Genomic DNA, 22,783 nt, shown 5'->3' on the forward strand with positions numbered 1-22,783 from the left:
GGAAGGCCTCACCACCCTGCGCACCTCCTCGGCTCTCCTGGCCGAACTGCAGTTGCGCACCCCCGAGGGTGTCCAGCTCAAGAGCGCGGAGGCCGAGGGCGACAATCTGGTGCTCAAGGGGCAGGCCCTCGATCCCCTGGCCTTTGCCCGCATCAACGCCCTGCAGCTGGAGCTGGCCCGCTCTCCCCTGCTGAAGTCCAAAGGGGTGACCCTCGTCAAGCTGGAGCGTGTCCCCGCGGCCCCCCCGGTCCCCGGGCAGACCGGACCTGTGCCCGCCGCCGCCGTCAGCTTCGAGTTGTCCGGACCCTTCGCCACCCTGGCTCCCGCCCGTCAGCTGGTCGTCATGCGGCAGCTTGGATCGGAAGGCATGGCGCGCCGGCTTCAACTTCTGCAGGCGGAGGGCCTCATCCCATGACGAATCTTCAGCAGGGGTCCTCCAGGCTCCCCGTTGCCACCCTGCGCCTGATCTGGCTGACCCTGCCGGCGGCGGTTCTCGGCGGGCTGGGTCTTGTCATCGTCCTGGCCGGCCTGTTGCCCCTGTGGGCCGCCTTGCAGCGTGACAGCCAGCGACTCCAGGAGCTGGAGCAGCTGCGTGACCAGGTGGCGCTGATGCGTGGGCAGCTGGTGGCCACCCAGGAAAACACCGAGGCCGCCATGGCCAGCAAGGCCAAGATCGAACGGCTGATCACGGGCAATGGCGACCTTTCCACGTTTGTGGCCATGCTCGACCGTGAGGCCGGGGCTTCGGCCGTTCAGCTGACCCTGTTCGAGCCCACCCAGGCGGCCCCCGCCCCCGGCGCCCCGCCTGCGGCACCACCTGCGGCAGCCCCGCCACCGGGCACCCCCCCCGCAGCCGGTGCACCGCCGGCTGATCCGCTGGCCCTGCAGGGTCTCACCCAGCGCACGCTGCTGGTGTCGGCCCGGGGTTCATTCCCTTCTCTGCTGGCCTTTCTGCGGCGCCTCGAAGCCCTCAACGTGCTGGTGGTGCAAAGCGACCTCAACCTCTCCCTCCCCGATGCGGGACCGACCCAGCCGGGCCAGCCGAAGGCCAGCAACGACGTGGTGATGAAGCTCACCCTTGGCCTTTACAGCCGCTCCCCGGCCCCGGCCAAGCCCCCTGCCGCGGGAGCGGCGGCAGCGGCGGCGGCCCCAGCACCGGCGCCAGCCCCAGCACCGGCTCCAGCCCCCCCCCCAACTCCCAACTGACCATGCCGATGCAACCGGATCCGTCAACTGGCCGTTTCCCACAATCGCGGATACCATTCGTCCGATTCGGAGAGCAACGGAACGTGGCAAAACGTCAGTGGCGGCACGTTTTCTTTGCTTCTCTCGGTGTGGTGACTCTGCAACAGGGGGCTAGTTTCTCGGCCATGGCGGCTGCGGCCACTCCATCCCCTTCGGTTGCTCCCAGCGCGCAGTTCCCTGACCTCGCCCAGGGCGGCGGTGTCCAGGCCAGCGGCGCCCTGGACATCAAGCTGCGGCGACTGCCTGATTCCGTTGAGGTGATGATCGAAGGGACCGGCCCTTCCCCCGTCCTCCAGCAGACCACCCAGGGAGCGGTCTGGGTGGGCCGGCTGCAGACGGCCGTTCCCATGGCCCTGCGTCGCGGCCCCGTACGGCTCTCCCTGCCCGAGGCGGGGCTGCAGAGCATCAGCTTCGAGGGTTCGGGCAATCTCTTCGAACTGAAGGTCTCCCCCACCCCGGGCTTCCCGGTCGGCCGGCCCGTTGTGAGCGCCGACGGCCGCAGCCTGATCCTCACCTTCAACGCCCCTGCGCTCAGCACCCTCCAGACCCTCACCCCCAACGTCAACACCCCGGGACGGGTGCCCCAGCCCGGTTTCATCCCGCCCCTGCAGCCGCGCGCCGTGGCGCCGCCGCTGGGGGACATGGCCGTGGGCACCATGACGATCAGCAACCCCAGCTATGTGAGCGTCAGCGGGCCACCGGTCACCATGACCCTCCGCAACGCCCCTGCCAAGGATGTGCTGATGGCCCTCAGCCAGCTCGGCGGTTATGGCTTCGTCTACGTCGGTGACACCTCGGCCACCGCCGCCTCGGGAGGAACCGCGCCAGCCTCCACGGCCCCCGACATGCGGCCCATCTCAATCTCCTTCCGCCGGGAGAACTACGGCCGGGCGATCAACTCGGCCCTCCTGGCCGCCGGACTGCAGGGCAAGCGCGACGGCAACACGATCTTCGCCGGCCCGAACGTGCTGGCCAAGAGCTTCGGCTCCCAGCTCTCGAAGGTCTACCGGCTGAACCAGGTGCCGGCCAACGCCGCCGCCGACTACCTGGCCAACCTGGGGGCCCAGGTCACCAAGACCAACACGATCACCACGGCGGTGTCCGAGGGGGTCGCCGCCACGGCCGCTCCCGTCGGCAGCCCCACCGCCTCCACCACCACCGCCAGCACCACCACCACGGTGGAGTCCTTCGGGGCCACCAACGGGCCCCTGATCGGCCTGCGGGCCACCACCGACACCCGGCTGGGCACCATCACCCTGGTGGGGGCTCCGCGGCTGGTGTCCATCGCCGAGCAGTACCTCAAGCAACTGGATCTGCGCCAGCGGCAGGTGGCCCTGTCGGTGAAGATCCTTGATGTGAACCTCCAGAACGACACCGATCTCTACAACAGTTTCGCCTTCCGCTGGGGTAACAACTTCATTGTCAACGACAACGGCACCCTGGCGGCGAACTTCGGCGGTGTTCTCGGGGGCTCCAGCTTGCAGGGCCCCTTGGATGGCCAGTTTCCATCCGCGACACCATTCCAGGGATTTCGTGGGGAAGTGAATCCCGGTGCTGCGGTCAATCCGACGACAGGCCTGCCGCTTTATCCCAATAACAACTTCTTCGACTTCTTCCAGGCACGCATCCTCGCCGATAACTCCAAGGTGCTCGCCAGTCCCACCCTGATTCTTCAGGAAGATCCAAGGGAACTGCGTGAAGATGCCACTGGCGGCAGTGGTGGCGGCGGGGATACGGCCGGCTCCAGCCTCTTCTCCTCCTCCTTCGACAACATCGATGCCCCCATCGGTCGCAAGAAGGGCAATGAAGGTGTTGTGCGGGTTGGCATCAATGTGCCCACCAATGTCACCTCCAACGTGACCGGAACATCGGCCACGGTGAGCTGCACGATCAGTGAACTCTCGACGGCGGGTCTGGTGCTTGGGGCCCGTGTGGAGAAGATCGACGACAACGGCTTCGTCACCTTCTCCCTCTCGCCCAGCATCTCTGCGGTGGAGCGGGAAGTCACCGCCGGTGACCAGTGCCCCCCGATCAGCATTCTGCGCATCCGCCGCCTGGATACGGGGGTGGTCCGCGTCCGCGATGGCCAGACCCTGATCCTCACCGGCGTGATCTCCGATTTCGACCGGGCCTTGGTGTCGAAATGGCCAATTCTTGGGGACATCCCCATCATCGGGCAGTTCTTCCGGGCTTCGTCGAACAACCGCGAGAAGCGGGAGCTGGTGATCATGGTGACGCCACGCATCATCAATGACACCGAGGGCGGCACTTTCGGTTACGGCTATCAGCCCTCGACGCCGGCCTCCCGTGCGTTCCTCGGAGGCTCGCCCCAGCCCACGCCCTGAACCGAGCTGTCTGATCAGAAGGCCAGCGGCAGCAGGAACTTCATCGCCAGGGGAGCCACGGCCGAGGCGAAACCGGCGGCACCGCTGAGCATCTGGCCTCCCATGCCTTTGCCTTCGTTGGCCTTCCTGCCGGGTTTGACCAGGGCCGTGGCCACCTCGGTCAGTTGCTTGGCCTGGGCCTCCTCGCCGGCCTGTCCGTAGAGGACGGCGGCGTAGTTCAGGTCGGCGGCCGCCAGCTCGGTCTTGCCCTGTTCGGTGCGGCTGAGGCCCCGGGCCACCCAGCTGATCGCCGCCTCGGGCTGCAGCCGGATCGCGTCGGAAAACAGCTGTTCCGCCTGGGGATGGCGGCCTTCCAGGGCGGCCGTGACCCCTGCGTTGTGGAGCTCGGGATAGCTCAGCACCGACGGTCCCACGCCGCGGGCGTCCTGCCAGTGGCTGCGGGCCAGTCCGCCGGGATCGAGCTGGGCACCGCTCAGATCGCTCTGGCGCAGGTCGGTGCCCTCCAGGTTGGCCCCGCGCAGATCGGCGCCCCGCAGGGAGGCTCCCTGGAGGCTGGTGAAGCGGAGGTCGGCTCCCTGGAGGCTGGCCCCATCCAGCCGGGCCTGGCCCAGGTTGGCGCGCTGGAGCTTGGCACCGCGCAGATCCGCGTCCCGCAGGTCGGCATGGACGAGATCGGCGTCCTGGAGTTTGCAGCGGGGGCAGTTGCGCTGGTTCAGCAGCCGGATCAGGTCGGTGTCGCTGCTGGCCTGACCAGGAGCCGGCGCCAGCAGCAGGGTCAGCAGCGCTGACCCGGTGATCAGCAGACCCCTGAGGTGGCCCCGGCCGGTAGCGGAGAGACTCCGGGCGGACCCATGGACGCTGGTCATGGTGGCCTGTTCAGGGGTGCTCCCGTTGTACCGCGTTCTGCGACCGGTTGCCGGCTCGCAAGGAGCGGCGCAGGGCCCGTCCCAGCCGGCGTGCCTGGCGTCGCCCGATTGGCCCGGGGACGCCGGCGAACCGTTGTTGCTGGTAGTGCGCCACGAACGCCTCCAGGGGACCGCTCAGGGCCGGCCAGCGCTGTTGCAGCCGTTGCGCGAAGACCGGGAGGGTCTCCCCCGCCGCGGGTGCCATGCCCTGCCGGGCGAAGGCCCGCAGGGTGCGCTCCAGCTCCAGCCGCAGGGGATCGCCACGGCGGCGACGGCCCAGCCAGCCCAGGCCCCCCAGGCCGGCGGCCAGGCTGACGGCCACCGCCAGCAGCACCACCACCCCCAGCAGGTGACTCCGGTCGCCCAGCAGCCGGGCCACCAGGGCCTGCTGCTGCTCGCCGTCGTACCCGAGCCACCAGCGGGCCCAGGCGATGTCCAGGCCCCACCATTGCTGCTGGATCCAGTCCAGCGGGCCGCCGCCGGCACGGCTCCCGGCGCCCGCAGCCCCTGAGCGCGCCAGGGGGTCCCCCGCCGCCCAGGCGGTGGGATCGACGCGCCGCCAGCCTTCCCCGTCCAGCCACACCTCGCTCCAGGCATGGGCGTCGGCCTGGCGCAGGTCCACGTAGCCGGTGCCGCCCACCGGCTGCACCCACTGGCCGCCGCGGTAGCCGCTCACCACCCGCGCCGGCACCCCCGCCGCCCGCATCAGGGTGGTGAAGGCGCTGGCGTAGTGGCCGCAGAAGCCCAGCCGGCTCTCGAACAGGAAGTGGTCGAGCGGGGCCTGGCGGGGCAGGGCCCCGGGCTCGAGGGTGTAACGGAAGGGCTGGCCGCGGAACCAGCCGGTGGCGGCGTCCAGCCGCTCCCGGTTGCTGCCGAGGCGCCGCCAGCCGGCGGCCAGGGCCTCCAGCCGCGGGTTCTCCCCCAGCGGCAGCAGCAGGTCGATGGGGCCGGGGGGGGCGGTGCGCCAGCCGGACTGATCGGATTTCTCTGTCAGGGCGTAGACGCGGCGCTGGCTGCCCGGGGCCCGGTTCAGCAGTTCGCCGCTGCGCTGCAGGTTCAGGTCGGCGGACAGGGGCCGGCCGGATCCGCTCCAGGGCACCGCCGCCAGGCCGCTGGGTTCGATCAGCCACAGCTGGATCCCCTCCCCCGGGGCGGCGGGCGGCGGCGGCGGCGCGGGCTGGCCGGCCGCCGGTCGGGCGAAGGATGGCGCGGCGCTGCGCCAGCTGCGGCCATCGAAGCGTTCATGCACCATCACCCTCCAGTAGCGCTGCTCCAGGGGCGGGGGCTCGCCGCCGAGGGGGAAGGCGACGCGGGCGGCGGCCTGGCGGCTGACGGCCAGCCTGGCGATGGAGCCCGGTTCCATGCTGTCGCTGAGGCCGGTCATCGCCCCCATCCCCTGGCCCGCACCGAAGTTGGTGAAGGGCATCAGCCGGGGCAGCAGCAGGAACAGCACCAGGGCGATGGGCATGGCCGCCAGCAGCACCTGCAGGCTGCGGCGCAGCAGGGCCTTCCAGTCGGGGCCGGCCCCCAGTTCCAGGGCCAGCAGCCCGGCCAGGGCCATCAGGATGGCCAGGCCCTGCAGCAGACTCGGGGCCAGCTCGGGGCGCAGGGCCGCCAGCAGACCGGCACAGACCAGCTGCAGCAGGGCCACCACCCGCCGTTCCTCGAGGCTGCGGGCCTCGCGCAGCTTCAGGGCCGTCAGCACCGCCAGGCCGAAGGCCAGCAGGCTGAGGGACAGGGCGGGCGACAGGCCCAGCAGCCCCACGGCCAGCAACCCCATGGTGAGCCACTGCAGCGGGGCGGCAGCGCCGCTCATCGGCAGCAGGCCAGGGCCGTCAGGCACCGGTCCCGGTGGAGCACCCCCCGCCCGGGCGCGACGGTCTGGCCGTTCAGCTCCAGGCCGTAGCTGAGGCCCCGGCCGTGCCAGCTCCAGATGCGCTCGCTCAGGTGTTCGAGGGCTGTCTCCAGGGGCAGCCCGGGTTCCGGGGCCAGCAGGGGGGCCGCTTCCGGGCGATCCAGGAAACGCTTGGCGTATTCGCCCCGCCCCTGGGCCAGCAGCTTCCAGGCCAGTCGGCTGGGGCTGTCCTGGGGGCGATGGGGGGCCAGGTCGCGCCAGTCGTCGCTGCCGTCCTGGCGGCTGGCCAGGGCCGGCTCGCCGACCAGCGGTGCCGACCCGGCGGCCAGCAGCCGCACCGGTCCGGCCCGTCGGGCCGGGTAGATCAGCTGGGCCGTCTCCGGATGCCAGCGCGACCAGCAGCAGAACAGCCCCAGGGGCGCCGTGGTCTGGATCCGCAGCAGCCCGGGCCGTTGCCAGCCCCGGGCCAGCGGGGTCCAGGCCACGGCCAGCTCATGCTCCCCCGCTGCCAGCGACAGCGGCGGACCCGACGCCTCCCCCCCCAGCCGCAGGCGCACCCCCTCGCTGCGGCCCGGGCAGCGCAGCCGGATCGGATAGGGGACCGGGGCCCCGGCGAAACCCGGTGCGGGCGTGCCACAGCCCAGTTCCACGCCCTGCAGGTTGAAGTGGGTGAGGTGCAGGGTGAGCAGGAACAGGCTCAGCATCAGGAAGCTGAGCAGCAGCGTGCCGTTGCTCTGCATCTGGACGCCGATCACTTGCAGCAGCACGGTGCCCGACAGCCAGAGCCAGCCGAAGCGCGTCGGCAGGATGTACAGGTTGCGCATCCGCAGGCGCACCCGTTCGCCCTGCTGGGGCCTACCGAAGTCCATCGACACCTGCCTGGAGCCGCTGGCTCAGCTCCCCGTCGCTGCCACCGCGCTGGCCGCCGTCCATGCGGTGCTCGCAGACGGGGGCCAGCACCGCCTGGACGTCGTCCGGAATCACATGGTCGCGGCCCTCCAGCAGCGACCAGGCGCGGGCGGCGGCCACCAGGGCCAGGCCGGCACGGGGGGAGAGGGGATGGCCCTGGGCCGGCTGGCGGCGGCTGCGCTCCAGCAGGTCGAGCACGTAATCGAGCAGGGCCGAGCTGCAGTGCTGCCGGTCGGCGCGGTCCTGCAGGGCCAGCAGGTCCTCCGGCCCGAAGGCGCCGCTGAGGCCGTCGGGCCGCAGGCCCTCGCCCTGCAGCAGGGCCCGCTCCGCCTGGCGGGGGGGGTAGCCGAGGCTGAGGCGCATCAGGAACCGGTCGAGCTGGGATTCCGGCAGGGCTGAGGTGCCCCCCTGGTCGAGGCCGTTCTGGGTGGCGATCACCAGAAAGGGCCGGGGCAGGGAATGGCTGGTGCCGTCCACGCTCACCCTTCCGGCGGCCATCGCCTCCAGCAGGGCGCTCTGGGTACGGGGGCTGGCCCGGTTGATCTCGTCGGCGAGCAGCACCTGGCTGAACAGCGGACCGGGCTGGAAGCGGAAGCTGGCGGCGGCGGGATCGAACACGTTCAGGCCCGTCAGATCCGCCGGCAGCAGATCGCTGGTGAAGCTCACCCGCTTGAATCCGAGCCCGAAACTGCGGGCCAGGGCCTCGGCCAGGGTGGTCTTGCCCATGCCGGGCAGGTCCTCGATCAGCAGGTGGCCGCGGGCCAGCAGGCAGGCCAGGGCCAGCCGCACCTCGTGCTCCTTGCCCAGCAGCACCGCACCGATCGCGCCGATCACCGGCTGGAGGGGGGAAGGGGGCACGGGGGAGTGCGACGCACCGATGGCCCACCCATTGCAGCAGCCCCGCCACCCATCCGTGTTACAACCTCCTGAATGTTCCCTGGAGCCGGTGCCAGCTCCCCACCCGGTGACGGGGCCTCCTGAACCGCCGGAGCTCCATGGGGGCAACCTCCAGGCGGCCGCCCGACGGCTCGGCTGCCGTCCGGACCAGCTGCTGGATGCCAGCGCCTCCCTGGTCCCCTTCGGCCCGCCGCCGCGGCTGTGGCTGCTGCTGCGGCGGGCGCTCGGCAGCGATCTGCGCGATTATCCTGACCGGGGCTATGGGGCCCTGCGCGGGGCCATCGCCGCCTGGCACGGGCTGGATCCGGCCGGGGTTCTGCCCGGCAACGGGGCGGCCGAGCTGTTCACCTGGGCCGCGCGGGATGCCGCTGCCGGCGGACTGAGCCTGCTGCCGGCGCCGGGGTTCGCCGACTACCGCCGGGCCCTGGACTGCTGGGGCGGCGCCTGGCGCCCCCTGCCCCTGCCGCTCGACTGGTCCGGTGCGGGACCAGGCCCCTGGCCCCTGGCCGAGGCCGCCGCCAACACCGCCGAGGCCGCCGGGTCCGGACCGGCCGTGCTGTGGCTCACCAATCCCCACAACCCCACCGGCCAGCTCTGGAGCCGGGCCTCGCTGGAGCCCCTGCTGGAGCGGTTCGCCCTGGTGATCGTGGATGAGGCGTTCCTGCCGCTGGTGCCGGCCGGCGAGGAGCAGTCGCTGGTGCCGCTGCTGGCGGCCCATCCCCAGCTGGTGGTGATCCGCAGCCTCACCAAGCTGTTCTCGATCGCCGGTCTGCGGCTCGGTTACGCCCTGGGCAGTGCCGAGCGGCTGGCCCGCTGGGCCGCCTGGCGTGACCCCTGGCCCGTCAACGGCCTGGCGGCGGCGGCGGGGCAGGGCCTGATGGCCGATCAGGCCGGCCTGCGGCGCTGGCAGGGGCGGGTGCAGCACTGGGTGGCTGGGGAGGGCCCCTGGCTGACGGCCCGTCTGGCGGCGGTGCCCGGACTGCAGCCCCTGCCCTCGGCCGCCAACTACCTGCTGGTGCGGAGCACCCCTGGGGCCGACTCGCTCCAGCCGCTGCGGCTGGCGCTGGAACGCCGGCACCGGATCCTGGTGCGCGACTGCCGCTCCTTCGAGGGTCTGGGGGAGAACTGGCTGCGGATCGCCCTGCAGGACAGGGCCCGCAACCGGCGCCTGCTGGCCGCCCTGGAGCGGATCAGCCGCGGCCGATGAGCTGCTCCAGCACCTGCACCAGCCGCCGGTCGGCGTCCCGCACCGCCAGGGACGCCATGCCGTCGCCCATCGGCACGAGGGGGTCGGCGGCGGCGGCGGTGCCCCGCAGGCGCGGCCCCAGCAGCCGCCACACGGCCCGCTCCAGGGCGGGCTCGCCGGGCTCGTGCTGCCAGACGATCACCGCGGCACCCAGGCTGGCGGCGGCGGCGGCGTTGGCGTCCTGATGGCGGTCGGCGGCTGCCGGGAAGGGCACCAGGATCGCCGGCGTGCCGCAGACGGCCAGTTCGCTGAGGCTGCCGGCGCCGGCCCGGCTGATGGCCAGGTCGCAGTGCTGCAGCAGGCCCGGAAGCTCATCGCTGAAGGCCCGCTCGACCACACCCTCAAGGCGCAGCTGGCCGGCGTCCGGATCCTGGCTGCCGGTGAGATGCACGATGCGGCAGCCGCTGGCCGCCAGCTGCGGCAGCAGGGGCCGCACCATGCGGTTGAGGCGCAGGGCCCCCTGGCTGCCCCCCATCACCAGCAGCAGGGGGCCGTCGCCTCCGGGCACCCACTCCGGCAGGGGGGTGGGGGTGAGGAAGTCCCGCCGCACCGGGGTGCCGCAGACCAGGGGCCGGCAGCGGGGCAGTCGCTCGGCCGCCTGGGGAAGGCCCACCGCCACGCGCGTGCACAGGGGGCCCAGCAGCCGGGTCACCCGCCCGGGGATGGCGTTGCTCTCATGCAGCACCACCGGCACCCCGGACCAGCGGGCCGCCAGGATCGCCGGCGCCGCGATGTACCCCCCGCTGCTGAACACCACGCTCACCCCCTCCCGCCGGATCAGGCGCCGCATCGGCAGCACGGCCAGCAGCAGCTGCAGCAGGTTCCAGAGCTTGCGCAGCCCCCGGCCCTGCAGGCCACCGGCCCGCACCATGTGCAGGGGGTAACGGCTGGGGACCAGGTCGGTCTCCAGCCGGTCCGGTACCCCCACCCAGTGCACCTGCCAGTCGGCGGGCAGGGCTTCGGCCACCGCCAGGGCGGGGAACAGGTGGCCACCCGTGCCGCTGGCGGCGATCAGCAGGGTCGGCATGGGCGGGTGGGACAAGCGCGCCTAACTTAAAAGCCGATTCCGGTCCGCTCACCGCCGCCCCGGTTCCCTCCCACTCCATGGCCCCGTCCCGCCCGCCGAACGCCTCCCTGTCCCCGGTTCGGTCGCCGCAGCGGCTCGGCACCTTCCTGGCGACCATGGCGCTGGCCGGTGTTGCTGTGGCCCCCGCCCTGGCGGCTCCCCCTTCCCCCGCCCAGCTCCAGGCCCTCGAGAGCGCCCTCAACAGCAGCTCCGACACCGCCCTGGCCGCGTTGCTTCAGGCCGGCCCCGGGCTGGATCCCGCCCAGCTGGAGAGCCGTCGCCGTCTGCTGCGCCAGCAGTTTCCCGATGCCCGCTGGCAGCTGCGCAGCGGCACCCAGCTGCGCAACGGCCAGCCCACGGTGACCCTGCGGGTGGACGGCACCCGGCGCCAGGGCGGTACCACCTACCGGCTGGAGGCGGAGCAGCAGCTGGCCCTGCAGAGCGATGGCACCCGCATCAATGGCCAGACGGTGCTGCGGGAGCGATCCCTGCTGCGCAGCGGCGACAAGCCCCTGCCGGTGAGCCTGCTGATCCCGGACGCCGTGCTGACCGGCCAGCGCTACGACGTCGACGTGATCTTCGACGATCCCCTCGACGGGGCCCTCGCAGCCGGCGGCATTGCGGCGATCACTCCCCAGCAGCAGGCCACGATGGCCAGCCCGAGCATGGAGCTCGGCGCCCTCGGCGGCGGCGGACTCTTCAAGACCGTGCAGGCCCCCCTGACCCCCGGCTCCCAGACCTGGGCGGTGCTGCTGGTGCACCCCGACGGCATCGTCAGCGCCACCAAGCGGGTGCGCGTCGTGGCTGATCGCCAATCGCTCGAGCCCTGAACCATGGGCCGACCGCATCGGATCTGGGTGGTGGATGACGACCCGGATCTGCGCCACCTCCTGTCCACCTACCTGGGGGACCAGGGCTACGAGGTCCGCTGCATGGGCGATGGCGCCCAGTTGATGGCCCGGCTCGAGGGCCAGCGCCCCGATCTGCTCGTGCTCGACCTGATGCTGCCCGGCGACGACGGCCTCAGCCTGCTGCGGCGCCTGCGGGACGGGGACGATGACCTGCCGGTGCTGATGCTCACGGCCCGGGCCGATGCGGTGGACCGGATCATCGGCCTGGAGCAGGGGGCCGACGACTACCTGGCCAAACCCTTCCTGCCCCGGGAGCTGACGGCCCGCATCGAGGCGGTGCTGCGGCGCCGCGGCACCCTCCCCGGCGGATTGCCCCAGCCCGACGGGGAACGGATCGGCTTCGGCGACCTGGAGGTGGATCTGGCGGCCCGCACCCTGGAGCGCCAGGGGGAGGCGCTCACGATCACCGGTGGCGAGTTCGCCCTGCTGGCGGCCTTCGTGCAGCACCCCCACCGCCCCCTGTCCCGGGAGCGGCTGATCGAACTGGCCCGGGGCCCCGGCAGCGACACCGACAGCCGCAGCATGGACGTGCAGGTGTCGCGGCTGCGGCGGCTGATCGAACCGGAGCCGGCCCGGCCCCGCTATGTGCAGACGGTCTGGGGCTACGGCTACGTGTTCGTCCCCGATGGCAAGCCCCGCCAGTCCTGAACACTTCTGGCGGCCGTCCCTGGGGCGCACGCTGGCGTACCTGCTGGCCGGCACCGGAGCGGCGGCCCTCAGCCTGTTGCTGCTGCACCTGCTCGTGGGTCGGCGCCTGGCCCAGCAGCTGCTGATCCAGACGGGCTCGGAGGTGGCCTCGAACCTGGTGCTGGGGGAGGTGGCCCTGGAGCGTTTCAGCCCGGAGGTGCTCGGCCAGATCAGCGGCATGCAACTGGTGGTGGGGCGCCGGCCGGAGCCGGCGGCGACGGCGGCCTGGGTCGGCCGGGGAGACCAGCGGCTGCGCTGGCAGACCCAGAGGTTGCAGACGGAGCTGTGCCGCCGGCTGGGCCGTTGTCCGGCGGTGCAGCCCGCCGTCTCCCCACGGCGGGGGGTATGGGTGGAAATGGCCTCACCCCTCGAGCCGGTGTGGCTGTTCGTTTCCCTGCCCTCACCGCGGGGCTGGCCGCCCGATCCATGGGTGCTGTCCCTGTCCATCGGCCTGGGGGCGCTCGGGGCTTTGCTGCTGTTCCTGACCTTGGAGATCCAGCGCCCCCTGACCCGCCTGCAGGAGGCCCTGGCCGGCGTGGGCCTCGAGGCCCTGCCCGAGGCCCTGCCGGACCAGGGCGCCCCGGCGGTGCGTCAGCTGATGGCCCGCTTCAACGCCATGCTGCTGCGGCTGGAGGACTCCGGCCGGGAGCGCACCATGATGCTGGCCGGCATCGCCCACGACCTGCGCAGCCCCCTGACCCGGCTGCGCCTGCGCCTCGCCCTCGCCGCCGAAGGGCCGATGGCGCCCCAGGAGCTGGAGCGGGCCCAGGCCGACATCCGCTCGATCGAGCGGATCACGCGCCAGTTCATGATCTTCGCCGGGGCCGAAGCCGGCGAGACGCCGGTCCTGGTGCCGCTCGATGCCCTGGTGGCGGAGTCGGCGGCATCGGTGGGAGAGGTGCCCCTGGAGCTGGATCTGGAGCCCCTGGTGCGGCGGGTTCGGCCGATCGCGCTGGCGCGGGCGGTGGGCAACCTGCTCGACAACGCCCTCACCTATGGCCGGCCGCCCCTGCGGCTGGTCCTGCGGCCCCTGGGCCCGGCGGACGGGGCGGTGCGGCCCCAGGGCGACTCCGGGCCGGTGGAGAGCGGCTTCGAGATCCAGGTCTGGGACTGTGGTGAGGGCATCGACCCGGCGCAGTGGCAGAAGGCCATGACCCCCTTCCAGCGCCTCGATCAGGCCCGCGGTGGTGAGGGGCACTGCGGCCTGGGCCTGGCCATCGCCGCCAAGGTCGCCCGCGACCATGGCGGCGATCTGCGCCGGTTGGAGGCTGCTGCCACCGCCGAGCCGCCGCCGGGGCGTTTCGCCGTGGCCCTGAGGGCCTGGCCCCTGCCGGGGGCGTGAGCCAGCATCAGTCGCATTTGGTCACAGTTGGCGAGTGGCCAGTCGGATTGCCGTCACACCTGCCGGTCACGATGGAAATGTTCAAGAAAGTTCCTCCCATGCCCTCCCACCTGCTTCAACCCCTGCGGATCGCCGTCCTGGCCGCCGTGCTCAGCTCCACCGGTGTCGCCATGGCCCAGAGCGGCCCCTCCGAGGCCGGACGGCCGACGCCTGCGCAGATGCAGAAGATCTTTCCCGAGCAGAAGCGGCTGGCGATCAGCGACCAGCAGGCCCGCATCTCCATCCTCCAGAACGGTGAGCGCTGCCTGAGCGCCGCCGCCAGCAGCGAAGCCCTGCGCGCCTGCATGAAGCAGCAGCGGGACGCCAGCCAGCGGCAGCGTCAGCAGCATCGAGCCGCGATGCAGGCGCTCTTTGAGCGCAACGGCATCGCCATGCCCCAGTGGGGCAAGGGTGATCGCAAAGGCAAGTGGGGTGAGGGCCGCCCCGGCACCCCCGGCACCCTCTGAGGCCGGTCACAGCCAGTCATGGCTTCGGCGCGACCGGTTGCCATTTGGACAGGTTTTCATCCCACGCTTGTTCCTAACCATTCCGCCGCCGTCATGAAGCCACGCCATCGCCACTTGTCTGAGGTGTTGCTGTTGCTGGCCCTGGTCGCCCTTCCTGGTTCGGTCCTGGCCCAGAGCCAGGCTCCAGGGGCCGGCCAGCGACGCCTCAGTCCACAGCAGCGCCAGGAGATGTTCCAGGCGCGTCGCGACCTGGAACGCCGCAGCCACGCTGCCCGTATCGCCATCCTTCAGGAGGCCGATCGCTGCATTGCCTCTGCCAACACCTGGGACGCCTTCCAGGCCTGTGAGCGGCAGGAGAAACTGGCCCGAGAACGCTTCAAGGCCGACATCCGGTCAGAGGCCCAGGCCCTCAGGGCCCGCTTCGGTCTGCCCCCGCGTCAGGACAGGACCGGCTCCTCCGCAAGGGCACCGAAGGCGACCATCTAGGCCCGTCGCCAACCCCGCAGAGGCGCCCGGCTCAGGCTTCGTCGAGGGCGGCCACGCCGGGGAGCACCTTGCCTTCCAGCAGCTCCAGGCTGGCGCCGCCACCGGTGGAGATGTGGCTCATCTTCTCGGCCACGCCCACCTTCTCCACGGCGGCCACGGAGTCACCGCCGCCGATGATCGTGCAGCAGCCCCTGGCGCTCAGGTCGGCCAGGGTGTGGGCGATGGCGTTGGTGCCGGCGGCGAAGGCGTCGAACTCGAACACCCCCATGGGGCCGTTCCAGATCACGGTCCGGCAGTCGGCCAGGGCGTCCTGGAAGGTCTTCACCGAGTCAGGGCCGATGTCGAGGCCCATCCAGCCGTCGGGGATGGCGTCGATGGCGGTCGTCTGGCTGTTGGCGTCGGGGGCGAAGTTGTCGGCCAGCACCACATCGGTGGGCAGCAGCAGCTGGACGCCCTTGGCGGCCGCCTTGGCTTCGAGCTCCTTGGCCAGTTCCAGCTTGTCCTCCTCCACCAGGCTCTTGCCCACCGCCAGGCCGCGCGCCTTGTAGAAGGTGAAGATCATGCCGCCGCCGATCAGCACCTTGTCGCACTTGTCGATCAGCGACTCGAGCACGCCGATCTTGCTGCTCACCTTGGAGCCGCCCACGATGGCGGCCAGGGGGCGTTTGGGTTCATCGATCGCCCCCTGCAGGTACTGCAGCTCCTTCTCCATCAGGAAGCCGGCGACGCTCGGGCTCAGGTAGTTGGTCACGCCCTCGGTGGAGGCGTGGGCCCGGTGGGCTGCGCCGAAGGCGTCATTCACATAGACGTCCGCCAGGGCGGCCAGCTTCTCGGCGAAGCCGGCGTCGTTCTTCTCTTCCTCGGCGAAGAAGCGCACGTTCTCCAGCAGCACCACATCGCCATCGGCCATGGCGGCCACCTTGGCCTCGGCGTCGGGGCCGATGCAGCTGTCGGTCTTGGTCACGGATTTGCGCAGCAGCTCGCTGAGGCGGGCCGCCACCGGGGTGAGGCGCATGGCCTCGTTCACCTGGCCCTTGGGCCGGCCGAAGTGGGCGGCCAGCAGCACCCGGGCGCCGTGGTCGATCAGGTGGCGCACGGTGGGCAGGGCGGCCCGGATGCGGGTGTCGTCCGTGATGGCGCCGGCGTCGTCGAGGGGCACGTTGAAGTCGACCCTGACCAGCACCCGCTTGCCGCGGAGATCATCGGCGCTGAGGCTGGAGAGGGATCGCTTCGCCACGGTTACGTGTAAGGAAAGGCGGGGGGAGATTAGCCTCCGGCGCCTCCCACCCCGCCACTGGCGCGATTCGGTTCTTCCCACCTCCCGTCCCTGGCGGCCGCAACGGTCGGCGCTAGGACAAGGGGGCTGGGCCTTCCGCCATGTTCGACACCGTCCTGTTCCCCATCGACCAGAGCCGCCAGACGATGGAAACGGCGGCTGTCGCCCTCCAGCTGGCCCAACGCCACGGCAGCCGCATCGTGCTTCTGTCGGTGGTGGAGGCCGAAGAGGGCGTGATGCACGATCCGGCCGCGGTGGCCCAGCTGCTGGAGCAGGCCCGTGCCAGCTTCACCCAGGCCGGCGTGGCCTGTGAGGTGCTGGAGCGGGAGGGGAAGCCGGCCTTCGTGATCGGTGATGTGGCCGATGAGATCAATGCCGATGTGATCGTCATGGGCACCCGGGGCATCACCCTGGAGGGCGACCACCAGAGCACCGCTGCCCGGGTGCTGCAGCTGGCGCCCTGTCCGGTGCTGGTGGTGCCCTGATGCCGGATGTCGGCGACACGGTCCGCCTCAGCACGGCCGCCCCACCGATCCAGTGGTATCCCGGCCACATCGCCAAGGCGGAAAAGGCCCTCAGCGCCAACCTGGAGAAGGTGGATCTGGTGATCGAGGTGCGTGATGCCCGCATCCCCCTGGCCACGGGCCACCCGCGGCTGCAGCGCTGGATCCGGGGCAAGCAGCACCTGCTGGTGATCAACCGCCGTGACATGGTCAGCGCCGCGGCCCGCCTGGCCTGGGACGGCTGGTTCCGCGAGCGGGGCCAGGTGCCGTGGTGGTGCGATGCCAAGGTGGGCACCGGCGTCAAACAGCTGCAGCAGGCGGCGATCCGGGCCGGGGAGCAGCTCAACGCCCGCCGGGCCGGCCGCGGCATGCGGGCGCGGCCGGTGCGGGCCCTGATGCTGGGCTTCCCCAACGTGGGCAAGTCGGCCCTGATCAACCGGTTGGTGCGCCAGAAGGTGGTGGAGAGCGCCCGCCGGGCCGGGGTCACCCGCAGCCTGCGCTGGGTGCGGCTGGGCCAGGACCTCGATCTGCTCGACGCCCCCGGCGTGCTTCCCCCCCGTCTCGATGACCAGCTGGCCGGGCTGCGGCTGGCCCTCTGCGACGACATCGGCCAGGCCTCCTACGACGGCGAGGCGGTGGCCCTGGCGTTTCTCCGTCTGCTCGTGCAGTTGGAGCCGGTGGCGGCGGCCGGGGTGGCGCCTGGGCTGGTGGAGCGGCGCTACGGGGTGGCGGTGCCGTCCTTGTCCGGAGGGACCGGCGGGATGCCCGTTCCCGATGGCGAAGCCTGGCTCGCCGCGGCCGCGGCCCGCCACACCAGCGGCGATACAGCCCGCATGGCCCAGCGCCTGCTCGATGATTTCCGCCGCTCGCTGCTGGGGCCGATCTCCCTGGAGCTGCCTCCTCTGGCCCTGCCTCCACTGGAGGCGCCCCCCAGCTGATGGCCTGCTTCGGGGAAGGAGAAGGGGAGCTGCTGACGCTCCACTACCCGAAGCCGCTGCCGATGCGGCTCGACCGCTGGCTGGTGTCCCAGCGGCCCGAGCAGAGCCGGGCCCGCATCCAGAAGTTCATCGATGCGGGCTACGTGCGGGTGAACGGCGTCACGGGCCGGGCCAAGACACCCCTGCGCACCGATGACACCGTCGAGCTGTGGATGCCGCCGCCGGAGCCCCTGCCCTACCTGGTCCCCCAGCCGATGGCGCTGGACGTGCTGTTCGAGGACGAGCATCTGATCGTGATCAACAAGCCCGCCGGGCTCACGGTCCATCCGGCCCCCGGCAACAAGGACGGCACCCTGGTGAACGGCCTGCTGCACCACTGCCCCGACCTGCCCGGCATCGGCGGTGAGATGCGGCCCGGCATCGTGCACCGCCTCGACAAGGACACCACCGGTTGCATCGTGGTGGCCAAGAGCCAGGAGGCCCTGGTGAAGCTGCAGGTGCAGATCCAGAAGCGCATCGCCTCGCGGGAGTACCTGGCGGTGGTGCACGGCCAGCCCGCGGCGGACAGCGGCACGATCGTGGGGGCCATCGGCCGCCATCCGGTCGATCGCAAGAAGTACGCCGTGGTGACGGACAGCACTGGCCGCCATGCCTGCACCCACTGGCGCCTGATCGAACCCCTCGGCGATCACGCGCTGCTGCGCTTCAAGCTCGACACGGGCCGCACCCACCAGATCCGGGTGCACTGCGCCCACACGGGCCATCCGATCGTGGGGGATGCCACCTACGGCCGCTGCCGCAAGCTTCCGGTGGCGCTTCCCGGCCAGGCCCTGCACGCGGTGCGGCTGGCCCTCGACCACCCGATCAGCGGCGAGCGGCTGGTGTGCGAGGCCCCCCTGCCGGAGGTCTTCGAGAAGCTGCTGCTGGCCCTCAGGCGCCGCAGCACCTGAGGGCCAGCTCGACCTGCGGCTGTGGCGGCTTGTCTCACCGGGGGCCGCAGGCAGACTTGGCTTCCTGGCAACCGGTGTCATGGCCCCGCCACCGCGTCGGCTGTTCGTCGATCAGTTCTTCGTCGGCTGGGTGTACGGCCCCTGGGTGGTGGCCGGCCTGCTGGTGATCCTGGCGCTGCGGCTGCTGCTGGCGGAGGATTTCAACCTGCACAGCCACGCCTGGGGCCTGTTCGGCAACGCCGCGATCTGCTTCTCGATCGGTTGCGTCTGCAAGCTCTCCTGGGCCATGGCGCGGGTCGGCGCCGTGCGCCAGCTGGAGCTGCAGCTGCGCCGGGAGCTGGGTCTGCGCTGATGGCGATGACCCGTTCCCAGCTCGGGATGGTTGTGACCCTGCCCTGGCTGGCCGCCGGGGTGGTGCTGCTGGCCATGACCCGCCTCGAGGGCGAAACCCGACAAGCGCAGCTGGGCCTGTTCGGCAGCGCCGCCATCTGCTTCTCGATCGGCTGCCTGGCCCGCACCAGCCTGGGCCTCCACGACCTGATGCAGGCCTCCCCCACCAAGGACGCGGCGCCAGCCCCGGGCCCCCGGCAGCCATGATCCGGTGCCACGCCCACCGCTGGCTGGCACCGGCTCTGGCGCTGGCCGTGGTGGCACCGATGGCCCAGGCAGGGGCCCAGAGCCGCCGCCTGCCGCCCCCCTCCCCGGCGCTGCTGCGCAGCCTCCAGGGGTTCCAGCAGGATCTCGAACGGCTCGACCGCAGCCTGCTGCCGGCGGCGCCGGAGGCGGACAACCCCGGCCCGGCAGAGGCGGCCTCCTCCGGCGCGCTACTGCTGCCGGCCCCGGCCGCGACGGCCCTGCCGCAGGCTCCTGAGGCGGTGCGCATCGAGCGACGCCAGCGGCTCAGCCTGGCCGAGGCCCTGGCGGTGGCCGTGCGCAACGATCCGGATCTGGCCGCCGCCGTGCTCGGGGTGCGCGAGCAGCAGGACCTGGCCGGCTCGGCCCGGGGACGCTGGTGGCCGGAGCTGGGCCTGAACCTGGCCGGTGGCTTCCGCCAGCAGCGCTCCTACAGCCAGGTCTGGGCCGCCAACGACGGCATCTATCCAGCGGGTTCCCCGTTTCTGGTCAGGCCCCAGGGCTGGAATGTGGTGCAGACCAATGTCGGTGCGGCCGCCGCCCGGATGGAACTGGGCTGGGAGCTGATCAGCCCTTACCGCAGCGCCAGCATCGCCGAGGCCGACGACGGCCTCAAGGCCTCCCGCCAGCGCTACGCCGATCGGTTGCGCCAACTGCAGCTCGATGTGAGCGTCGCCTACTACGGCCTGCAGCTCGCCGACCAGCTGCAGCGCATCCGCCGGGCCGTCGCCGACAGCGACACGGTGGTTCGCGACCAGGTGGCGGCGCTCCAGCAGGCGGGTCTGGTGCCGCGGCTGGATCGGCTCCGGGCCGAGGCCGCCCTGCAGCAGAGCCTCTACCGCCTTGAGCAGGCCGAGGCCCTGCAGCTCAGCCGTCAGCGCCAACTCAGCAACCTGATCAACGTGCCCTTCGACGTCAGCCTGCGGGCCAGCGATGCGGTGCGGCTGCAGCCCCCCTGGCCCCTCGACCTGGAGCAGACGATCGTGCGCGGCTGGCGCGACAACCCCCAGCTGCGGGCCCTGCAGGCGGCCCGCGACGCCCTGCTGCGCCAGGCCGACCGCCGCGCCGCGGAACTGCTGCCCAGCCTGCGGCTCGTGGCCACCGGCGGCTACGGCCAGGGGCTGATCACGCAGCCGGTGATCGAGCTGGAGGGCTGCTGCAGCTCGGCCCTCATTCCCCAGCTGCTCAACCAGCGCTCCGACTGGGCCGCGGGCCTGCAGCTGCATTGGCGTTTCTTCGATGGTGGCGTCACCGCCGGCGCCGTGGCCGCCAGCCGCACAGCCGCGGCGCGCACCGACCAGAGCCTGGCCCGCGAACGCAATGCCATCCGCCAGCGTCTCGAGGCCGCCTTCTACGACCATCGGGCCGCCCTGCGCCAGATCGTGGCCGCCCGCGCCTCCTACAGCGCCTCGCGGGAGGCCTTCCGGGATGTGCGGGCCCGCTACCAGCTCGGACTGGCCGACTACAGCGATGTGGCCACCACCGTGGCCACCCTCACCGGCGCCATGGAGGGGGTGGCCGAATCCACCACCCTGGCCAATGTCAGTTACGCCCAGCTGCTGCGCGAACTGCTGCCGGTGCCGGACCGGCCCGATCAGCCGGTGGCACTGCCGCTGGTGCTGGGCGGCTCCTGAGCGTCGCCTTGCCGTTGCAGCCACCGCTGCCAGCGGCGCTGGCGCCAGGCGAACGAGCGCCACAGCAGCAGCAACAGCAGGGCCGCGAACCAGAACCACACCTCAGGGGCGTTGGCGTGCAGCAGCACCACCAACAGGGCCGCCTCCAGCACCAGCCAGGGCAGTTCGCCGGTCACGGCAAGGCGTCCCGTTGCCGCAGGGGCGGCTGGTCCTGGCGCTCCTGCTGGCGCAGGGTGCGGTAGCTGCCGGTGAGGTCGCGCAGCAGCGGCAGCACGTAGCTGACCGGTGGGCGCCATTCCACATACCCGTGGGCCTTGAGGGTCAGCCCCTCGCGGATCGGGAAGACGCTGCTGCCGCGGCTGAGGGTCCAGCGGAAGCCATCGAAGCCGGGGGCGTTGCCTGTGGGCTGCAGGGCGATCTCGGTGCGCAGCACCGGTCCGTGGCGCACCAGGGCCTCCGCCAGCTGGGGGTTGCCCATGGTGGTGTTGACGTCTTCGCGGGTGGCCGGAAGCAGGTTGACGCTGACGACACGACCGCGGATGCCACCGAAGCGGCCCCGCTCGTTCCAGTCCGGCACCACCTCCATGGCCAGGCCGGGGCGCAGGCGGCGCCCATCGGCCGGGGCGAAGTAGGCCACGGCCTGCAGGGTCTGGCCAGCCTCGGGCCCTCCCAGGGTGCCGAGGCGCTGGCCCGGTTTCACCGTCTGACCGCGCACCACCTGCAGATCCAGCAGCCGCCCGTCCCGGGTGGCGCTGAGGGTGCCGTCGAAGCCCAGTCGGGTCTGGGTGACCCGCACGGCGCGGCGGGCGTCACTGATGGCGAAGCGACGCCGCTGGGCTTCGGTGTCGATGCCCAGCTTCACCGTCTCCCAGGCGTCAATGGCCTCCCGTTCGCGGATGCCGAGGTCGGCGACGCTGTTGTCGAGCTGGATGGCCCGGTCTTCACTGGCCACCACCTCGCCGGCCAGGGGGGCCACCACCTCGCGGCGGGCGAGATGGCGGAAATCGGCCACCTTCTGGTCGTAGACGCGACGCAGGGCGTCCAGGCGTTCGCGGTTGCCCTCCAGCTGGCCCAGGGCCGTGTCCCGCAGCCGCCGGGCCGAGGTCAGTCGCGCCTGGTCGCGCCGATCGAGATCGGCGTTGATGCGGATCAGCTCCGCCAGGTCCTTCTCCTGGCGGCGCAGCTGCTGCTCCAGGGTGGGGAGGTAGAGGCGCAACAGGGTCTGGCCCCGGCTCACCCGCTGGCCAACCCGCACCGGCAGGCTGAGGATCTGACCCTCGGCCCGGGCATCGATCACCGTGGCACCGCCGGGCACGATCACCACCCCCCGCCCGATCACCTCGGTGGGCACCGGCCAGATCAGGAACCAGCCGGCCGCCAGGGCCCAGGCGGTGCCGAGGGCCACCAGCACCTGCCGCTCCGACGCTTCCTCCGACGTTCCCATGGCCACCCTCAGCCCCGCAGCCGCTCCACCAGGTGGGTGCCCACCCGCAGGGCGTTGGCGATGGCGGTGAGGGAGGGGTTCACGGCGCCGATGGTGGGCATGAAGCTGGTGTCGACGACGTAGAGGTTGTCGAGTTCGTGGGCCTTGCAGTTGAGGTCGAGCACTGAGGTGGCCGGATCGCTGCCGAAGCGGCAGGTGCCGGCCTGGTGCCCCACGGCGGCGATGCCCATGCTGTTGGCGATGTAGAACTGGCGCTCCACCAGGTGGTTGCGCAGATAGAGGCGTTCGAGGAGGCCCTCCAGCCGGCTGACCAGACGCGCCGAGGCGGTGAGATTGTTGGGGGTGTAACGGAGCTGGATCTGCCCCGATCCGGTCACGGTGACGCGGTTGTTCGGATCGGGCAGGTCCTCGCTGGAGATCCAGAAGTCGAGGGCATGCTCGGCGATCTTGTCCATGCTCCAGCCGGGCATCAGGAAGGTCTCCAGTGGCGCGTAACCCTTCATGATCGTGCCGTTGGTCTTGCCCGTCATCTGGATGTTGCCCATCGGGTAATCGAAGTCGGCATCGCCCAGGTACCAGTCGTTGATCGACACCGTTTTCTGGAAGACGGTGTGGTTCGGCTCATGGGCCAGGGCCACCATCGCCTTGCTGTTGTGGAACATGTAGTGGCGGCCCACCTGGTCGGAGCCGTTGGCCAGGCCCCGGGGATGGCGGTCGTTGGCCGACAGCAGCAGCAGCCGGGCGCTGTTGGCGGCGCCGCAGCTCACCACCACCACATTGCCGCTGACCGTCAGGGGCTCGCCGTCCCGCTCCAGTTCCACCGCCTTCACCGTGCGGCCGGATTCATCGGTGATCAGGCGCTTCACCTGGGCCCGCGTCAGCAGCGACACGTTGGGGCAGGCCAGGGCCGGCCGGATGCCCAGCACCTCCGCGTCCGACTTGGCGTGCACCAGGCAAGGGAAACCATCGCAGCAGTTGCACTTGCGGCAACGGCTGAAGGCCATG

General features: G+C 71.7%; 24 protein-coding genes. 15 read left to right on the forward strand and 9 right to left on the reverse strand.

What is annotated here, in order from left to right; all coding sequences use genetic code 11:
- The 3 genes from KBZ04_RS02955 to KBZ04_RS02965 form a co-directional block, all read left to right on the forward strand.
- A partial coding sequence (locus KBZ04_RS02955) for a PilN domain-containing protein (RefSeq protein ID WP_254990402.1) occupies positions 1-415 on the forward strand: 415 nt, incomplete at its 5' end.
- Positions 412-1,206, forward strand: coding sequence for a hypothetical protein (locus KBZ04_RS02960; protein WP_254990403.1), 795 nt, complete (start codon positions 412-414; stop codon positions 1,204-1,206). The genes KBZ04_RS02955 and KBZ04_RS02960, both read left to right, overlap by 4 nt.
- A gap of 164 nt (positions 1,207-1,370) precedes the next feature.
- Positions 1,371-3,590, forward strand: coding sequence for a type II secretion system protein GspD (locus KBZ04_RS02965; RefSeq protein ID WP_254990404.1), 2,220 nt, complete (start codon positions 1,371-1,373; stop codon positions 3,588-3,590).
- Positions 3,591-3,604: 14 nt separating this feature from the next.
- On the opposite strand, the gene KBZ04_RS02970 is transcribed toward KBZ04_RS02965, so the two are convergent.
- From KBZ04_RS02970 to KBZ04_RS02985, 4 genes are read right to left on the reverse strand one after another with little or no spacing between them, the layout of a single operon-like run.
- Entirely contained in the window at positions 3,605-4,456 is an 852-nt protein-coding gene (locus KBZ04_RS02970) for a pentapeptide repeat-containing protein (protein ID WP_254990405.1), read from the reverse strand.
- A 10-nt stretch (positions 4,457-4,466) separates the two neighbouring features.
- Entirely contained in the window at positions 4,467-6,338 is a 1,872-nt protein-coding gene (locus KBZ04_RS02975) for a DUF3488 and DUF4129 domain-containing transglutaminase family protein (RefSeq protein WP_254990406.1), read from the reverse strand.
- Positions 6,308-7,219 (reverse strand): hypothetical protein, encoded by a 912-nt coding sequence (locus KBZ04_RS02980; protein ID WP_254990407.1) that lies wholly within the window; start codon positions 7,217-7,219, stop codon positions 6,308-6,310. Before KBZ04_RS02980 ends, KBZ04_RS02975 begins: the two co-directional genes overlap by 31 nt.
- Complete coding sequence (locus KBZ04_RS02985; RefSeq protein ID WP_254990408.1) at positions 7,206-8,117, reverse strand: AAA family ATPase; 912 nt, start codon at positions 8,115-8,117, stop codon at positions 7,206-7,208. Before KBZ04_RS02985 ends, KBZ04_RS02980 begins: the two co-directional genes overlap by 14 nt.
- A gap of 106 nt (positions 8,118-8,223) precedes the next feature.
- On the opposite strand from KBZ04_RS02985, the gene KBZ04_RS02990 reads away from it, so the two are divergent.
- Positions 8,224-9,363, forward strand: a complete 1,140-nt coding sequence (locus KBZ04_RS02990; protein ID WP_254990410.1) for a pyridoxal phosphate-dependent aminotransferase — start codon at positions 8,224-8,226, stop codon at positions 9,361-9,363.
- Here the strand turns inward: KBZ04_RS02990 and KBZ04_RS02995 are convergent.
- Positions 9,347-10,429, reverse strand: a complete 1,083-nt coding sequence (locus KBZ04_RS02995; protein ID WP_254990411.1) for a UDP-N-acetylglucosamine--N-acetylmuramyl-(pentapeptide) pyrophosphoryl-undecaprenol N-acetylglucosamine transferase — start codon at positions 10,427-10,429, stop codon at positions 9,347-9,349. The two genes, KBZ04_RS02990 and KBZ04_RS02995, sit on opposite strands and share 17 nt — an antisense overlap.
- A gap of 77 nt (positions 10,430-10,506) precedes the next feature.
- On the opposite strand from KBZ04_RS02995, the gene KBZ04_RS03000 reads away from it, so the two are divergent.
- The 5 genes from KBZ04_RS03000 to KBZ04_RS03020 all read left to right on the forward strand — a co-directional run bounded on the left by KBZ04_RS03000 (position 10,507) and on the right by KBZ04_RS03020 (position 14,400).
- A complete protein-coding gene (locus KBZ04_RS03000; RefSeq protein WP_254990412.1) occupies positions 10,507-11,298 on the forward strand; it encodes a hypothetical protein in 792 nt (263 codons plus the stop codon).
- A 3-nt stretch (positions 11,299-11,301) separates the two neighbouring features.
- On the forward strand, positions 11,302-12,027 hold the full coding sequence (locus KBZ04_RS03005) for a response regulator (RefSeq protein ID WP_254990413.1): 726 nt from the start codon (positions 11,302-11,304) through the stop codon (positions 12,025-12,027).
- Positions 12,005-13,408, forward strand: a complete 1,404-nt coding sequence (locus tag KBZ04_RS03010; RefSeq protein ID WP_254990414.1) for an ATP-binding protein — start codon at positions 12,005-12,007, stop codon at positions 13,406-13,408. Before KBZ04_RS03005 ends, KBZ04_RS03010 begins: the two co-directional genes overlap by 23 nt.
- A 98-nt stretch (positions 13,409-13,506) precedes the next feature.
- Positions 13,507-13,914: a hypothetical protein gene (locus KBZ04_RS03015; protein WP_254990415.1), complete on the forward strand. Its 408-nt coding sequence runs from the start codon at positions 13,507-13,509 to the stop codon at positions 13,912-13,914.
- A gap of 93 nt (positions 13,915-14,007) precedes the next feature.
- Complete coding sequence (locus KBZ04_RS03020; protein WP_254990416.1) at positions 14,008-14,400, forward strand: hypothetical protein; 393 nt, start codon at positions 14,008-14,010, stop codon at positions 14,398-14,400.
- A 31-nt stretch (positions 14,401-14,431) separates the two neighbouring features.
- On the opposite strand, the gene KBZ04_RS03025 is transcribed toward KBZ04_RS03020, so the two are convergent.
- Positions 14,432-15,637 carry a phosphoglycerate kinase gene (locus KBZ04_RS03025; RefSeq protein WP_254990417.1) on the reverse strand — a complete coding sequence of 402 codons (1,206 nt, stop codon included), beginning with the start codon at positions 15,635-15,637 and terminating at the stop codon, positions 14,432-14,434.
- Between the two features lie 140 nt (positions 15,638-15,777).
- Here KBZ04_RS03025 and KBZ04_RS03030 point away from each other — a divergent pair, with 140 nt between their 5' ends.
- The 6 genes from KBZ04_RS03030 (at position 15,778) to KBZ04_RS03055 (ending at position 20,334) form a co-directional block, all read left to right on the forward strand.
- Entirely contained in the window at positions 15,778-16,161 is a 384-nt protein-coding gene (locus KBZ04_RS03030) for a universal stress protein (protein WP_254990418.1), read from the forward strand.
- On the forward strand, positions 16,161-17,117 hold the full coding sequence (gene ylqF, locus KBZ04_RS03035) for a ribosome biogenesis GTPase YlqF (RefSeq protein WP_254990419.1): 957 nt from the start codon (positions 16,161-16,163) through the stop codon (positions 17,115-17,117). The genes KBZ04_RS03030 and ylqF overlap by 1 nt, the downstream gene beginning before the upstream one ends.
- Complete coding sequence (locus KBZ04_RS03040; RefSeq protein WP_254990420.1) at positions 17,117-18,067, forward strand: RluA family pseudouridine synthase; 951 nt, start codon at positions 17,117-17,119, stop codon at positions 18,065-18,067. Before ylqF ends, KBZ04_RS03040 begins: the two co-directional genes overlap by 1 nt.
- Before the next feature lie 79 nt (positions 18,068-18,146).
- Positions 18,147-18,419, forward strand: a complete 273-nt coding sequence (locus KBZ04_RS03045) for a hypothetical protein (protein ID WP_094585743.1) — start codon at positions 18,147-18,149, stop codon at positions 18,417-18,419.
- Positions 18,420-18,424: 5 nt separating this feature from the next.
- Positions 18,425-18,664 carry a hypothetical protein gene (locus KBZ04_RS03050; protein ID WP_254990421.1) on the forward strand — a complete coding sequence of 80 codons (240 nt, stop codon included), beginning with the start codon at positions 18,425-18,427 and terminating at the stop codon, positions 18,662-18,664.
- The gene (locus KBZ04_RS03055) at positions 18,661-20,334 is read left to right on the forward strand and encodes a TolC family protein (protein ID WP_254990422.1); all 1,674 of its coding nucleotides are present in this window, start codon (positions 18,661-18,663) and stop codon (positions 20,332-20,334) included. The genes KBZ04_RS03050 and KBZ04_RS03055 overlap by 4 nt, the downstream gene beginning before the upstream one ends.
- Here the strand turns inward: KBZ04_RS03055 and KBZ04_RS03060 are convergent.
- The 3 genes from KBZ04_RS03060 to KBZ04_RS03070 all read right to left on the reverse strand — a co-directional run.
- A complete protein-coding gene (locus tag KBZ04_RS03060) occupies positions 20,295-20,510 on the reverse strand; it encodes a hypothetical protein (protein ID WP_254990423.1) in 216 nt (71 codons plus the stop codon). The two genes, KBZ04_RS03055 and KBZ04_RS03060, sit on opposite strands and share 40 nt — an antisense overlap.
- The gene (locus tag KBZ04_RS03065; protein ID WP_254990424.1) at positions 20,507-21,778 is read right to left on the reverse strand and encodes an NHLP bacteriocin system secretion protein; all 1,272 of its coding nucleotides are present in this window, start codon (positions 21,776-21,778) and stop codon (positions 20,507-20,509) included. The genes KBZ04_RS03060 and KBZ04_RS03065 overlap by 4 nt, the downstream gene beginning before the upstream one ends.
- Before the next feature lie 8 nt (positions 21,779-21,786).
- Positions 21,787-22,783: GMC oxidoreductase (locus tag KBZ04_RS03070; RefSeq protein ID WP_254990425.1), on the reverse strand; the 997-nt coding region annotated here is incomplete at its 5' end.

This window comes from Cyanobium sp. N5-Cardenillas (assembly GCF_024345515.1).
GTDB lineage: Bacteria > Cyanobacteriota > Cyanobacteriia > PCC-6307 > Cyanobiaceae > Cyanobium.

Coding starts and splice junctions, on each gene's coding strand:
- KBZ04_RS02960 (WP_254990403.1), top strand. CDS start 412: ATGACGAATCTTCAGCAGGGGTCCTCCAGGCTCCCCGTTGCCACCCTG.
- KBZ04_RS02965 (WP_254990404.1), top strand. CDS start 1,371: ATGGCGGCTGCGGCCACTCCATCCCCTTCGGTTGCTCCCAGCGCGCAG.
- KBZ04_RS02970 (WP_254990405.1), bottom strand. CDS start 4,456: ATGACCAGCGTCCATGGGTCCGCCCGGAGTCTCTCCGCTACCGGCCGG.
- KBZ04_RS02980 (WP_254990407.1), bottom strand. CDS start 7,219: ATGGACTTCGGTAGGCCCCAGCAGGGCGAACGGGTGCGCCTGCGGATG.
- KBZ04_RS02995 (WP_254990411.1), bottom strand. CDS start 10,429: ATGCCGACCCTGCTGATCGCCGCCAGCGGCACGGGTGGCCACCTGTTC.
- KBZ04_RS03000 (WP_254990412.1), top strand. CDS start 10,507: ATGGCCCCGTCCCGCCCGCCGAACGCCTCCCTGTCCCCGGTTCGGTCG.
- KBZ04_RS03005 (WP_254990413.1), top strand. CDS start 11,302: ATGGGCCGACCGCATCGGATCTGGGTGGTGGATGACGACCCGGATCTG.
- KBZ04_RS03010 (WP_254990414.1), top strand. CDS start 12,005: ATGGCAAGCCCCGCCAGTCCTGAACACTTCTGGCGGCCGTCCCTGGGG.
- KBZ04_RS03015 (WP_254990415.1), top strand. CDS start 13,507: ATGCCCTCCCACCTGCTTCAACCCCTGCGGATCGCCGTCCTGGCCGCC.
- KBZ04_RS03020 (WP_254990416.1), top strand. CDS start 14,008: ATGAAGCCACGCCATCGCCACTTGTCTGAGGTGTTGCTGTTGCTGGCC.
- KBZ04_RS03030 (WP_254990418.1), top strand. CDS start 15,778: ATGTTCGACACCGTCCTGTTCCCCATCGACCAGAGCCGCCAGACGATG.
- ylqF (WP_254990419.1), top strand. CDS start 16,161: ATGCCGGATGTCGGCGACACGGTCCGCCTCAGCACGGCCGCCCCACCG.
- KBZ04_RS03040 (WP_254990420.1), top strand. CDS start 17,117: ATGGCCTGCTTCGGGGAAGGAGAAGGGGAGCTGCTGACGCTCCACTAC.
- KBZ04_RS03045 (WP_094585743.1), top strand. CDS start 18,147: ATGGCCCCGCCACCGCGTCGGCTGTTCGTCGATCAGTTCTTCGTCGGC.
- KBZ04_RS03050 (WP_254990421.1), top strand. CDS start 18,425: ATGACCCGTTCCCAGCTCGGGATGGTTGTGACCCTGCCCTGGCTGGCC.
- KBZ04_RS03055 (WP_254990422.1), top strand. CDS start 18,661: ATGATCCGGTGCCACGCCCACCGCTGGCTGGCACCGGCTCTGGCGCTG.
- KBZ04_RS03065 (WP_254990424.1), bottom strand. CDS start 21,778: ATGGGAACGTCGGAGGAAGCGTCGGAGCGGCAGGTGCTGGTGGCCCTC.